This window comes from Mesorhizobium sp. ES1-6 (assembly GCF_020164775.1).
Taxonomy (GTDB): Bacteria; Pseudomonadota; Alphaproteobacteria; order Rhizobiales; family Rhizobiaceae; genus Mesorhizobium.
In genome coordinates, this window is record NZ_JAIUGU010000002.1 from 297,928 (window position 1) to 311,152 (window position 13,225).

The window sequence follows — 13,225 nt, forward strand, 5'->3', positions numbered from 1 at the left end:
CAAACTATTGAGCTTCCCAGCGGCCGACAAGCGCCATTCGGCCTGCCGCCCATGGCCACCCAGTCGTCCCGGGCGGGAAGGAATTGCGGTGCCGTCAGAAGCTTTCGCCGCCGCGCGGACAGAGATACAAGAATATGGGCCGGTCTCGATCGAGCCGCCGGGGAGACTTGGCAAGATACGCCTGTCTTGTTGTTGCCGTATTCCCAGCCTGCCCGGGCGGCAACGACGTTGTCAATGGGCAAAGCTTCGGCGCCGTCATCAATTCGGCGAAGGCACTCCGGTGACCCCAGCCCGCTGCGGCCGCGCCTGGCGCTTGAATTCGAGCCCAATATGGACAAGCAGCGCCGTGACCACCACCGCGCCGCCGATGATGGTGCGCCCGGACGGCACCTCGGAATGGATGAGCCAGACCCATATCGGCCCCAGGATCGGCTCGAACGTGCCGAGCAGCGCGGCGATCGCCGCCGGGATCAGGCGCGCGCCGGTGGCGAAGAAAGCAAGGCCAAGGCCGAGATTGACCACGCCGAAGACGAAGAGAAAGCCCATGTCCCCGGCCGAGACCGTGAAGGTCGATACCTGCGAGGCAGCGAAGCCCGCCGCCAAAATCGTGCCCAGACAAGTCGCCGGCGTCATGCGCACGCTGGAGAAACGCCTTGTGATGACGGTGGCGATCGAGAACATGAACGCGATCAGCAGCGCCAGTCCGTCGCCTATGGGCGAGACGGCGCCGTCAAGCGATTCCGACACCATGATGGCGACGCCGGCGATGACGGCGGCGATCGCCATCCAGGTCGCGACGGTCACTCTTTCGCGAAACAGCGCCCAGGAAAACAGGGCTGCCAGCAACGGCACGCCAGCCTGCATCAGGAGGATGTTGGCGACGGTGGTGTAGGCAAGCGCCACGACGAACGAGGTCGACGCAATGGCGAAGCAGGATCCTACCGCGATGCCTGGCAGGCCCATGTCCCGGAATGACTTCACCATGCCGCGCCAGCCGTCGCGCCAGGCCATGAAGCAGAGCAGGAAGACGGCGGCCCAGACGGAGCGCCAGAAGATAACCGTCCAGCTGTCACCAACGCTGACGAAGCGGGCGATGGTGCCGCCGAAACTCCACATCAGCGCCGACAGGAAGACCAGCAGCATGCCGACGCGTTCCTCGTGCGGCGAGGCTGTCGAGGTAGCAAGGCCCGGCGATGATGCTGTATCTGTCATGGGCGCGACTGTCGGGCTTTTGTAGACGGGACGATGCGCAAGGGACGACAAAAATATGCTCTGTTCGCGTAACGCAAACGCGTGCGCCAGGCGTGATCCAGAGCCCGGCGACGATTGTGGCACCTCGCCGCCCTCCCTTGAAATTCGCCGCGCTATTGGAAGTCGAAAGCGCTCAGGCCGGTGACCATCTCGTCGAGGCCGAGGGGGCGCGTCACCGGCGGCTCGGCGCGCGCCAGGCAGCCGACACGCTCGCAAAGCCGGCATGCGGGGCCGACTGGCGTCGCCGTGATGCCCGCCCCTACCTTTGCGCCGATTGCCGTGCCGGGCAGGGCCGCGCCATAGACGATGTCGTCGCGAAAGCCGATGTCGCAGCCAAGCAGCAGCGCGGTGCGGCGCGGGCGCTCGGAGAATGCGCCCTGCGGCCCCTCCAGCGTTCGGGCGATGCACAGGAACTCGGCGCCGTCGGGCATTTCCACGGCCTCGACGAAGATCTGGCCGGGCTGGGTAAAGGCGACGTGCACGGGAAGCTTGGGACAGCCGCCGCCAAACCGGCTTTGCGGAAAGCCCTGGCTGCCGGCCTTGCGGAAGCGGTTTCCGGCATTGTCGACCTCCAGCATGAAGAAGGGCACGCCGGCGGCACCTTGCCGTTGCAGCATGGTCAGCCGGTTTGCCGCCTGTTCGAAGGAAACGCCAAAGCGCGAGCGCAGGACGTCGATGTCGTAGCGTGAGCGAACGGCCGCCGCGTGAAAGGGCTGATAGGGCATCATCAGCGCATGGGCAGCATAACGGCCGAGTTCGAAGCGGGCAAGGCGACGCGCTTCGTCCGTGGCCAACCGCAGCGCCTGGATCTCGCCAGCGACCGCGACCGTCATGCGGATCAGGCAGGCCTCCATCGCCACTTCGCGCAACTGGTCGAACGGCGACAGGCGCTCCGACAGGAACAGGCGCTGCGAGTGGCGGTCGTAGCGCCGGCGCCAGTTCGGCATGGTGGCGACAGGCAGAACCTTGACCACGATGCCGTATTCGCGCTTCAGCCAGGCTTTCAAGGCGCCGAACAGGTCATCGCCGGGATCGAGCACCGAGGTGAATGCCGCGGCCTCTTCCTCGAGCGAGGAAAAATGGTTCGGCCGCCGCTCGAAAATCTCGTGCACCTCGTCAACCGGCAGGCGGGCGCCGGAAAGCGCGGTGGCGCGTCCCTCGCGCGCCAGAAGCTCGTTGAGGTCGGACAGCCGCTCGGCCTGCTCGCGATAGGCGCGGAACAGTTTTATCACGGCGGCCGACGCATTGGGCGCTGCCTCGGCAAGCTCGATCAGTTCCTGGTCTCCCGGCAGTTCGCCGACCAGCAACGGATCGGTGAACACCTCCTTCAAGGCGGCGACCGATCCCCTTGCCTCGCCCTGAAGCTCATGCGGATCGACCTTGTAGACGGAGGCCAGTTTCAAGATCAGCTGCACCGTCAACGGCCGCTGGTTGCGCTCGATCAGGTTGAGGTAGGACGGCGAGATGCCGAGCCCCTCGGCCATCGCCGTCTGGGTCAGGCCCTTGGCGTTGCGGATGCGGCGAATACGCGGCCCGGCGAAAATCTTCTGATCAGCCATCGGTGTTCCTTGACAAGATTTACACCTTCGAGCGCCCGCGTTTCGACCACGGATTTTGACAGCAATTACAAATTTACCGCCGTTGCCTGTCAAACACAACACAGATTTTCCCTTATCTTTCCGCGTTTTCCCTGATTTTTCTGGCTCATTTCGCGCCGCAATGTAAATTCCGTCACATAGAAGCGCCCCGACAATTGGTGTGCGGACATCGTAAAGAACCCATCGGAGTGACAAATGACTGATTTTTACAACCTCGTTCCCTCGGCGCCTGAAGGTCGCTTCCACGGCATCGAACGCCCCTATTCGCCGGAAGACGTGAAGCGGCTGCGCGGTTCGGTGCAGATCAGGCATAGCCTTGCCGAAATGGGGGCCAACCGGCTGTGGAAACTCATCCACGAGGAGGACTTCGTCAACGCATTGGGCGCCATGTCCGGCAACCAGGCGATGCAGCAGGTGCGTGCCGGGCTGAAGGCGATCTACCTGTCGGGCTGGCAGGTTGCCGCCGACGCCAACACCGCCTCGGCTATGTATCCGGACCAATCGCTCTATCCAGCTAATGCGGCGCCCGAACTGGTCAAGCGCATCAACCGCACGCTGCAGCGCGCCGACCAGATCGAGACCTCCGAAGGCAATGGGCTTTCGGTCGAGACCTGGTTCGCGCCGATCGTCGCCGACGCCGAAGCCGGCTTCGGTGGTCCGCTCAATGCCTTCGAGATCATGAAGGCGTTTATCGAGGCGGGTGCCGCCGGCGTCCACTATGAGGACCAGCTGGCGTCGGAGAAGAAGTGCGGCCATCTCGGCGGCAAGGTGCTGATCCCGACCGCCGCACATATCCGCAATCTCAACGCGGCGCGGCTCGCGGCCGACGTGATGGGTACGCCCACACTGGTCGTGGCGCGCACCGACGCGGAAGCGGCAAAGCTGCTGACCTCCGACATCGATGAGCGCGACCAGCCCTTCGTCGACTACGATGCCGGACGTACTGTGGAAGGCTTCTACCAGGTCAGGAACGGCATCGAGCCCTGCATCGCGCGGGCCATTGCCTATGCGCCCCACGCCGACCTGATCTGGTGCGAGACATCCAAGCCCGACCTGGCGCAGGCCAAGAAATTCGCCGAGGGCGTGCGCCGGCACCATCCGGGCAAGCTGCTCGCCTATAATTGCTCGCCATCGTTCAACTGGAAGAAGAACCTCGACGACGCAACGATCGCCAAATTCCAACGGGAACTGGGCGCCATGGGCTACAAGTTCCAGTTCATTACGCTGGCCGGTTTCCACCAGCTCAACTACGGCATGTTCGAACTCGCCCGCGGCTACAAGGCGCGGCAGATGGCGGCCTATTCCGAGTTGCAGGAAGCGGAATTCGCGGCGGAAGCCAATGGCTATACCGCGACCAAGCACCAGCGTGAGGTCGGCACCGGCTATTTCGACGCCGTCTCGATGGCGATCACCGGCGGCAAATCGTCGACCACCGCCATGCATGAATCGACCGAGCACGCGCAGTTCAAGCCAGCAGCGGAGTGAGTCCGCAAAGAAGACGACCAACAGAGGAACGCCCCTTGAGGGCAAGGACATAGGAGAAGACCAATGGCATCGATAAGCCGTGTCAAGGAACGGGCGGAAGAGCAATCGACCACGATGAGCGTCGACCAGCAGGCGACGATCCGCATGTTGGCCAACGATCTGCACAGGCTGAACCAGTCGGTGATGAAGGCGGTCGAGGCGGGCGTCTCGGTGGAACTGGTCCGCTCGGCAAGGCATCATGGCGGTGACGGCAATTGGGGCGATCTGCTGATCCCGGTAATCGTCACCCAGCAGAGCCATGGCTGACCGGAAATCGTCCACGCGGTCCTTTCACCTGCGCAATGTATGCGCAGGTGAATTTTATTTTTACGCACCGGAGCCATGGACAGAGCAGTACAGTACTGTTGCTTGAATCCACTGTTGTGGAAGACGCCCGCGAGCGTCTTTTATTTCGCCTTGACATGGGGTCCGATCTCACGCCAATTGTCCGCCGGATTCAACTCTGCATTGAAATAGGGGCGAACTTCTTGGCCGACTTGGGTGCCCAGTGAAGAGCGAGGGCGAGACCGCAAAGCACGTGAATCTGGGGACCCGGGATTCAAGCATCGAGACGATCCGCGATCCCTCGCGGGTGCTGGTTGTCGGGAAATCGCCGGTCAACCGGGTGGTGGTATCGAAGATTGTCGAGCGGTCCGGACTCAGGCCAATCTCGGAACCGCCTGACATAGCGGCGAAAACCTTGCGGACGCTGGTGCCTGGCGCGATTGTGCTCGATGGCGGCCCCGACAACAAGGACTGCGACAATCTGATGTCCGGCATCGAAACATTGCGCCGGGCTTCGGGCAAATCGCTTCCTCCCGTGATCCTGCTTTCAACCAAGAACGGCACGCCGGAGAGCCTTGGCTTGTCCAATGTCATCGATGCGGTGGTGGCCAAGCCGATCACGCCCGAACGGCTGCAACCGGTGATCGATCGCCTGATCAGCCGCTGAGGCAATTCCGGGAAAGTCGTGCAACGATTTTCTCTCCGAATTTATACATGAAAGCAAATAATGGAAGTCGCGATCAGCCCGGCTTCGCGATGCTCTCAATCAGGTCAGGCAATTGGCCGAGATGCGGTATCTGGCGAAAACGCGGCTCGGCGACCGGCGCCTCGATATGTTCGAGCACCCAGGTCAGTTCGTGCGGCACATGGACGCCCCAGCCGCCGGCCTCGATGGCGGGCACCACGTCCGACTTCAGCGAATTGCCGACCATCATACTGCTTGACGGACCATCGCCGTGGCGGCTGAAGAGGCGCGCATAGGTCGCGGCAGTCTTGTCGCTGACAATCTCGACCGCGTCGAACAGGTCACCCAGGCCGGACCCGGCCAGCTTGCGCTCCTGATCGAACAGATCGCCCTTGGTGATCAGTACGAGGCGGAAGGTGCCGGCGAGTTTCTCGACCGTCTCGCGCGCATGCGGCAAGGGCTCGATCGGATGGCCCAGCATCTCGCGGCCGGCATCGAGAATCCTTGATATGACCGAGGCCGGCACGCGCCCTTCGGTGACCTCGATCGCGGTTTCGATCATCGAGAGCGTAAACCCCTTGATGCCGAAGCCATAGATCGCAAGGTTGCGCCGTTCGGCCTCCAGCAGTCGCGCCGAGATCTGCGCCTCCTCGCCATGATCGGCCAGCATGGCGGCAAAGCGCTTTTCCGTCATGCGGAAGAACTGTTCGTTCTGCCAAAGTGTGTCGTCGGCATCGAAGCCGATCGTGGTCAGTTCGCTGCTGGTTCGCATCGCCGGCTTCTCGAGTGCAGGGAAGACGCCGAACCTAGGCTGACCGGCAGGCGGTTTTCAACCTGCACCGACAATTGCCGGCGGCGGGTAGCGGGTCAGTTTGAAATTCCGACCCCGGCGATGGCCGCTGGCGTGACAGACAAGCTTTGGGAGATCAGCGACATCGTTGCGCTGATCGGAGCGAAAGAAGCCGAAAAGCCTCTGGTGCGCTGCCTTACAAAAAGCGGACAGTCTGATATATCCCCGGTTGGCGGCCCGTAGCTCAGGGGAAGAGCGCCAGTCATATGTGCTGGAGGCCCCCGGTCGAGACGGGGCGGGTCCGCCACCGATTTCAAACTGACCCCCTACCCGGCGGCGGCTCCCCTTCCCTTCCATCGCGCGGCGCGGCTATACTCCGAAATCCGCAACCCAATCTGGTGAATGATGCCGCCTGCAAAAAAGGAAGTCCGTCCGTCGAGCCGCGGAGGACGGGCGCGCACGCCTGCCTTCGTGAAAAACCTGCGTGGTGTGAAGAACTGGAAGGAAGTCAGCGATTGGCTGGAATGGCGCGGCATCGAGGATATCGAATGCATCACGCCTGATCAGGCCGGCGTGGCGCGCGGCAAGATGATGCCGTCGAAGAAATTCACCTCCAACACCTCACTGGCGCTGCCCTCGGCCGTCTTCATGACGACGATCTCCGGCGGCTATCCCGAGGACGGCAACGGCTTCCACTATCCCGAAGACGATGGCGACCTCAAGCTGATGCCGGACCTTTCGACGCTGACGGTGGTGCCGTGGGAAGAAGACCCGACGGCTGCCGTGATCTGCGACCTCGTCCATCAGGACGGCCGCTCGGTCGAGTTCACGCCGCGCAATGTGCTGAAGCGCGTCGTTGCCGCCTACGACAAGCTTGGGCTGAAGCCGGTGGTGGCGCCTGAGATCGAGTTCTACCTCGTGCGCAAGAATCCGGATCCGGACTATCCGTTGACCCCGCCCGTTGGCCGCTCGGGGCGCGCCATCGGCGGCGGCGCCGGCTATTCGATCGCCGGCGTCAATGAGTTCGACGAACTGATCGACGACATCTACCATTTCTCCGAAAGCCAGGGGCTGGAGATCGACACGCTGATCCACGAAGAAGGCGCCGGCCAGCTCGAGATCAATCTGCGCCATGGCGACCCGATCGAGCTCGCCGACCAGGTGTTCATGTTCAAGCGCACCATTCGTGAAGCCGCGCTCAAGCATGAGATTTACGCCACCTTCATGGCCAAGCCGATCCAGGGCCAGCCGGGTTCGGCCATGCATATCCACCAGTCGATCGTCGACAAGAAGACGGGCAGGAACATCTTTTCGGCCGAGGACGGTTCGGAGACCGAGGATTTCTTCCATTTCATCGGCGGCATGCAAAAGCACGTGCCGAACGCGCTGGTGATGTTCGCGCCCTACGTCAACTCCTACCGGCGGCTGACGCAGGCGGCGTCTGCCCCCGTCAACAACAAATGGGGCTACGACAACCGCACCACGGCGTTCCGAGTGCCGCGTTCCGACCCCGCGGCGCGGCGCGTCGAAAACCGCATCCCGTCCTCCGACGCCAATCCCTATCTGGCCGTGGCGGCCTCGCTCGCCTGCGGGCTGATCGGCATCACCAAAAAGGTCAAGGCCGAGCCGCCGGTGCTGACGACCGCCAACGCGGACGAGATCGACCTGCCGCGCGGCCTGCTCGAAGCCGTCGACCTGTTCGAGGGCGACGAGGAACTCTGCGCGCTGCTGGGCAAGTCCTTCGCCGCCACCTACGCGGCGATCAAACGGGCGGAGTTCGAGACCTTCATGGAAGTGATCAGCCCGTGGGAGCGGGAATATTTGTTGCTGAATGTATAGGGGAGTAGGGGAGTAGCGGAGTAGGGGAGTAGGGGAGTAGGGGAGTAGGGGAAAAATGACGGAGAGAACGGGCTCCTACAAGGATCTGGTAGTCTGGCAACAAGCAATGGATCTTGCGGTGGCGGTTTACGGCGCGACTAGATCCTGGCCCAAGGAGGAGCTTTACGGACTGACCAGCCAAGTGCGGCGAGCCGCAACCTCGGTTCCGGCTAACATAGCTGAAGGCTATGGGAGAGAGGTGCGAGGTTCCTATCAGCAATATCGCGCCGCGAACGACGGCGACCTCCTTGTTGGCAAGTACCGAAAGTGTAGGAAAGCTCCTTCGACTCCTAATCCGTAAGCTTGCAGCCGACTAGCTGTCCCTACTCCCCTACTCCCCTATGAGTATCATGACTTATCAATCACCCATCTCTCCCGGCCGTTCCTGGTATGAGGATACGGCCGGGGCAAGGCCTGAGTACTCGGCGCTCGATGGCGATCGGACCTGCGACGTCGTTATCATCGGCGGCGGGTTTACCGGTCTGTCGGCAGCGGTTCATTTGGCCAAGGCTGGAGCGGCCGTGGTGCTGATCGAGGCGCATCGCTTCGGCGACGGTGCTTCCGGGCGCAATGGCGGCCAGCTTGGTACCGGACAGCGCGCCTGGGCGGAGGATTTGGAAGCCGAATACGGCCTCTCTCGCGCCAAGGCGCTGTTCGATCTTGCCGAGGAGGCGAAGGCACATCTGCTCGAATTCGCCGCCACCAACCAGATCGACATCGACTACGCACCGGGTCAGCTCTCGGTCGCGCACAAGCCGCGCTATGTCGACGACTACAAAGCGCATGCCGAGATCATGGCCAACCGCTTCTCCTACCCGCATCTTTCTTTCATGGACAAGGCGGAGACGGCCGAGCGGCTGGGCTCGAGCGCCTATTTCGGCGGCACGCGCGACATTGGCACCGGCCACATCCATCCGATGAAACTGGTGATCGGCACGGCGCGGGTGGCGGCACAGGCGGGCGCGCATTTGTTCGAAGGGACGCCATCGACTGGCATCGTCTCGGCTGGCGGCAAGGTCAGGGTTTCCACCCCACGAGGGACGATCTCGGCGCAAAAATGCCTGATCGCGGTCAACGCCTATGGCGGCACGCTCGAGCCGGTGAGTGCCGCGCACATCATGCCGATCGGATCCTTCATCGGCGCGACAGTGCCGCTGGGATCGGATTCGAACGTGTTGCCGGGGGGCGAATCGGTCGACGATTCCCGCTTCGTCGTGCGCTATTTCCGCAAATCCAAGGATGGCCGGCTGCTGTTCGGCGGACGCGAGGTCTATGGCGTCAACGATCCCAAGGATATCCACATCCATATTCGCCGCCAGATCGCGGAACTCTATCCGGCGCTAAGCGACGTCGAGATCACCCATGGCTGGGGCGGTTATGTCGGCATCACGGTGCCGAGGAAGCCGTTCGTGCGTGAAGTGATGCCTAATGTGATCTCGGCCGGGGGCTATTCCGGTCACGGCGTCATGCTGTCGAACTTCTTCGGCAAGCTCTATGCCGAAACTGTTACCGGCAACCGCGACCGGCTGAAACTGATCGAGGACCTGAAAATTCCGCCCTTTCCTGGCGGCCGCCGTTTCCGCGCGCCGCTGCTTTTCCTGGCGCTCAACTGGTTTGCGCTCAGGGACAGGATCTGATGCGTGTCTCCCAAAAGTGAGAGACGACATGCATCAACACAAAGACCCTAAAACGCGTTGCATTGGTCCGTTTATACGCGACATGCTTCAGTCTGGCCCGGATTGCCGGTATCCCATGCGATCACGATCTCATGTAATATTGTAATATCCATGTAACATTTGTTGCCCGGGGGACGCATTGCGGAATTGCCGCCAAAGGCGCAGAATCCCCGGTTATGGCGTACTGATGCCACAATCGCGGGCGAAGGGTCCGCATCTGGGCGAATTGTTCGGGGATTGTTGCGGGCCTGCCCGCGTTTTGGGACCGGTGCCGATCGAACGCATGATTTGCGACATTTGATCGAAAGAACACCGGCCCGCTCATGGAGGTGGCAAAAGTGATAGAGCCCTTCAGTTTCGGTGCTCCGGAACGTCGGCGCTTTGCCATGCAGTTCGGCTATGACATGCGCCCGTCATTTTGGCAGGGCGTGCGTTCGAACTCGCATCTGGTCATTGCCGCGGTCGGCACCGCCGCCTTGCTTGGCGTTGCCGCGGTGGCGCTGTGGCTGGCATTGCCAGCCAGCGAGAGGCAGGCAGCCGCCAATCCGGAGCAAAGCATTCCGACGATTCCGGTGAAGACGACGAAAGTTTCCACCTCTGGCACCACGGTGGCGGTTGCCGCCGTGACACCGCTGGTGGAGCACAAGCCCAGCCAGGTTTCACCGACCATGGCTGCCGCCCAGGCCGCCATTCCGGCACTCGCGGCCAATGATCCTCGCTGGACCGGCTCACAGGCGAAAGCCGCATCGGCTTCGCCCGACCAGGGGACGCCCCAGGCAGAGCAGGCCCAGGGCAAGCCGGCGACCGCGGCCGCATTCGCACAACCATCGGCAAACAGCGATGCCGCGTCCGAACTTGCCAAGGTTGCCGCCCCCCAGGCGGCGACGAATGGCGGCAAACCCGATGGCGCGCAGACCGCAGCTATCCCGGCTGTACAACCGCAAGCGCCGGATGAGCAGCCGGTGGCCAGCCAGGATGACGATGGCCAGGCCAAGGCAAAACCACGCAAAGTGGCGGCGGCCGGCAACGGGCGTGTCCTGCGGGCAGTGACCATGCGGAGCGGGCCGAAGAAGAATGCGGCCGCCATCGGCACGGTGCCGGCCCGAACCTTGGTGCAGGTGATGAGCTGCAAGCAGTGGTGCCAGATCGTCTACAACGGCAAGACCGGCTGGATCTACAAGAGCTACATCAAGACCGGCGCGTAGCGGGCCTCCGCGCCTGGATGCGCCGAGGCGGGCTTATGACGACCGGCCACCGAACATCCGGCGCAGCCGTTGCCATCTTCTGTCGCGCCTGCGTTGCCTGACGTGGTCGCGATGTTGCTCAAAGGGCACTTCGTACAGACCGCAAGTATCGCAGCCCTCCCGCTTGCCGCAGACAGGAACCCAGCATTTGACCTCATGCTTCCAGGCGAGCGCGATGCGCTCCAGGTGAAGGTTTGAAGAGCTTTTGATGAGGATCAATTCGCCCGGCACCGCCGTTCGCTTGATATGGTCCGAGACGTCCTTCGGCGTGCGAAGCTCGACAAACCGGCCGCCATCGCGATCAGCTTGGCTCGCCCGCGAGCGATGTGCATTGTCGCCGGTATAGATGACCTGATCCGCGATTTCCCGCGCGGTTCGATAGGCCTGGTCGTATTTCCTGGTCGAGCCGACATAGTCCGAAATCTGGCCAAGGACGATGCGCTTTCGAACGGCGGTGGCCTTGGTAATAATTTCCAGGGCGAGGTTGATGGAGTGCCAGGGCGCCTTGGCGGCATCGACGATGAATTGCGGACCGCCGTCGGTGACAATCACGGCGCAGCGATTTGCCAATGGCTGGAAAGTCGCCACCTGGGCGGCAACCTTATCCGGGGGAACGCCGAGTTCCAGCGCCGTCGCGACGGCGGCGGCGGTCGGCAGCCAGAAATGTTCGGCGGGAAATGGCGTTTCGAGTTGGAGCCGGCCTCCGCGCCAATCGATCGACAGCGCCAGCCGATCGGGATAAGCGGCGTGGATGTCGGTCACACGATAGTCGGCTCCCGCGGCAATGCCGAAAGTAACGACACGGCACCTGGCGCCGGCAGCCATGTCGGCCACATGGGGGTCGTCGGCATTGAGGACCGCGATGCCATCCGGCCGCAGCGCCTCGACCAAGGCACGTTTTTCGACAGCGACGTTTTCCAGGGTCCTGAAACTGGCTACATGCTCAAGGCGAACCATGGTGACGACCGCCACATGAGGCTGCAGCATCTGCGCCATCGGCCGGATCGTATCGACGCCAAAAGCCCCGGCTTCGAAAACAACATAGTCGACCTCGCCGGCTTGCCGCATGCGTTTGTAGAGCGTGCCGACCAACGACTGCATGGTGTTGGCGAGGAGACGCGCATAGGTCGGCCGATGGGCGGCCAATATGTGCCCGAGCAGCGCCGTCACCGTCGATTTTCCCGAACTGCCGGTGACGCCGATGAAGGTCGCCTTGCTATTTGCCCGGGCGCGCCTGGCTCTATAAACCCTGGTGCGACGCCGCAGTCCTTCGCGTAGCTTACCCAATCCCGCGGCCATCAAGCCATCACCCCCTTGACCCTTTGAACACTAGGCCATGGGAACCCTAAGTCAAACCCGGTCAGAAACGCTGTCGATGCGGCCGATGCGCTTCAAACGCAGCGTCCGCCATCGACCTCCAGCGCTACCCCGGTGATGAAGGCGGCCTCGTCCGAGGCCAGCCAGAGTGCGGCATTGGCGATGTCGAGAGGCGTCGACAGCCGCCCGAGCGGGATCGAGGCACGGAATGCCTCGCGAAGCTGAGGCGTGTCCGCGCCCATGAATTTCTCCAGCATGCCGGTTTCTCCGGCGACCGGGCACAGACAGTTGACGCGAATGTTCTTCGGCGCGAGTTCCACCGCCATCGACTTGGTGGCGGTAATGGCCCAGCCCTTCGAGGCATTGTACCAGGTGAGGCCGGGCCGAGGCCGCAGGCCCGCGGTGGACGCCGTGGTCAGGATGACGCCGCCGCCCTGCCGCTCCATGATCGGTACGACGGCAAGCGCGGCATGGTAGATCGCCTTCATGTTGACCGACGTGATCAGATCGAAGGTTTCCTCGTCGACCTTGAGCATGTCGCCATTGCGATGGGTGAAGCCGGCATTGTTGACCATGATGTCGATGCGGCCGAAGGCGCTTTTGGCCGCATAGATCATCTCGTCGAACTCGGAGCGCAGCGAAACATCGGTTTGCGTCCAGATCGCCGCATCGCCGATTTCGCCGGCGACGCGTTCCGCCCCCTTGGCGTTGAGATCGGCGACGACGACCTTGGCGCCTTCTTGCGCGAAGCGCTTGGCCATGCCTTCGCCAAAGCCCGATGCCGCACCGGTGATGACGGCAACCTTGTTCTCAAGACGCATACGTTTCCCGCTCCTTGGGTTCATCGCGCGGCTCGCACGAGAGGGCTGAAGGCCCAGCCGGTGCCGCGACAGATGCAGCGCCGATTTCTCCCTTAGCTTTCGTCACATTCACGTTCTATGCTGCAGGTGCGAAAGCTTCCGGAGTCCTCGTTCACC

General features: G+C 62.6%; 11 protein-coding genes and 1 pseudogene. 7 read left to right on the top strand and 5 right to left on the bottom strand.

What is annotated here, in order from left to right; genetic code table 11:
* Positions 1–258: 258 nt before the first annotated feature.
* Complete coding sequence (locus tag LB564_RS06155) at positions 259–1,212, bottom strand: DMT family transporter (protein ID WP_224535903.1); 954 nt, start codon at positions 1,210–1,212, stop codon at positions 259–261.
* Between the two features lie 152 nt (positions 1,213–1,364).
* Complete coding sequence (locus LB564_RS06160; RefSeq protein WP_224535905.1) at positions 1,365–2,810, bottom strand: short-chain fatty acyl-CoA regulator family protein; 1,446 nt, start codon at positions 2,808–2,810, stop codon at positions 1,365–1,367.
* Positions 2,811–3,044: 234 nt separating this feature from the next.
* Between LB564_RS06160 and aceA the strand changes: the two genes are divergently transcribed.
* The 3 genes from aceA to LB564_RS06175 all read left to right on the top strand — a co-directional run bounded on the left by aceA (position 3,045) and on the right by LB564_RS06175 (position 5,325).
* Positions 3,045–4,334: an isocitrate lyase gene (aceA, locus tag LB564_RS06165; RefSeq protein WP_224535907.1), complete on the top strand. Its 1,290-nt coding sequence runs from the start codon at positions 3,045–3,047 to the stop codon at positions 4,332–4,334.
* Positions 4,335–4,397: 63 nt separating this feature from the next.
* Positions 4,398–4,640, top strand: coding sequence for a hypothetical protein (locus LB564_RS06170; protein WP_006202762.1), 243 nt, complete (start codon positions 4,398–4,400; stop codon positions 4,638–4,640).
* A 271-nt stretch (positions 4,641–4,911) separates the two neighbouring features.
* Positions 4,912–5,325 (top strand): response regulator, encoded by a 414-nt coding sequence (locus LB564_RS06175; protein ID WP_224535909.1) that lies wholly within the window; start codon positions 4,912–4,914, stop codon positions 5,323–5,325.
* A 73-nt stretch (positions 5,326–5,398) separates the two neighbouring features.
* On the opposite strand, the gene LB564_RS06180 is transcribed toward LB564_RS06175, so the two are convergent.
* The gene (locus tag LB564_RS06180) at positions 5,399–6,115 is read right to left on the bottom strand and encodes an HAD family hydrolase (protein ID WP_224535911.1); all 717 of its coding nucleotides are present in this window, start codon (positions 6,113–6,115) and stop codon (positions 5,399–5,401) included.
* Between the two features lie 420 nt (positions 6,116–6,535).
* Here LB564_RS06180 and LB564_RS06190 point away from each other — a divergent pair, with 420 nt between their 5' ends.
* The 4 genes and pseudogenes from LB564_RS06190 (at position 6,536) to LB564_RS06205 (ending at position 10,892) form a co-directional block, all read left to right on the top strand.
* Positions 6,536–7,972 (top strand): glutamine synthetase family protein, encoded by a 1,437-nt coding sequence (locus LB564_RS06190; protein ID WP_181173820.1) that lies wholly within the window; start codon positions 6,536–6,538, stop codon positions 7,970–7,972.
* A 55-nt stretch (positions 7,973–8,027) separates the two neighbouring features.
* A pseudogene (locus LB564_RS06195) lies at positions 8,028–8,328 on the top strand (four helix bundle protein).
* A gap of 33 nt (positions 8,329–8,361) precedes the next feature.
* Positions 8,362–9,648 (top strand): NAD(P)/FAD-dependent oxidoreductase, encoded by a 1,287-nt coding sequence (locus LB564_RS06200; RefSeq protein ID WP_224535912.1) that lies wholly within the window; start codon positions 8,362–8,364, stop codon positions 9,646–9,648.
* A gap of 377 nt (positions 9,649–10,025) precedes the next feature.
* A complete protein-coding gene (locus tag LB564_RS06205; RefSeq protein WP_224535913.1) occupies positions 10,026–10,892 on the top strand; it encodes an SH3 domain-containing protein in 867 nt (288 codons plus the stop codon).
* A gap of 33 nt (positions 10,893–10,925) precedes the next feature.
* Here LB564_RS06205 and LB564_RS06210 read toward each other — a convergent pair whose 3' ends face one another.
* Together LB564_RS06210 and LB564_RS06215 are read right to left on the bottom strand one after the other, a co-directional pair.
* Positions 10,926–12,230, bottom strand: coding sequence for a Mur ligase family protein (locus tag LB564_RS06210; RefSeq protein ID WP_224535915.1), 1,305 nt, complete (start codon positions 12,228–12,230; stop codon positions 10,926–10,928).
* Between the two features lie 92 nt (positions 12,231–12,322).
* Positions 12,323–13,069: an SDR family oxidoreductase gene (locus LB564_RS06215; protein WP_224535917.1), complete on the bottom strand. Its 747-nt coding sequence runs from the start codon at positions 13,067–13,069 to the stop codon at positions 12,323–12,325.
* Between the last annotated feature and the right edge of the window lie 156 nt (positions 13,070–13,225).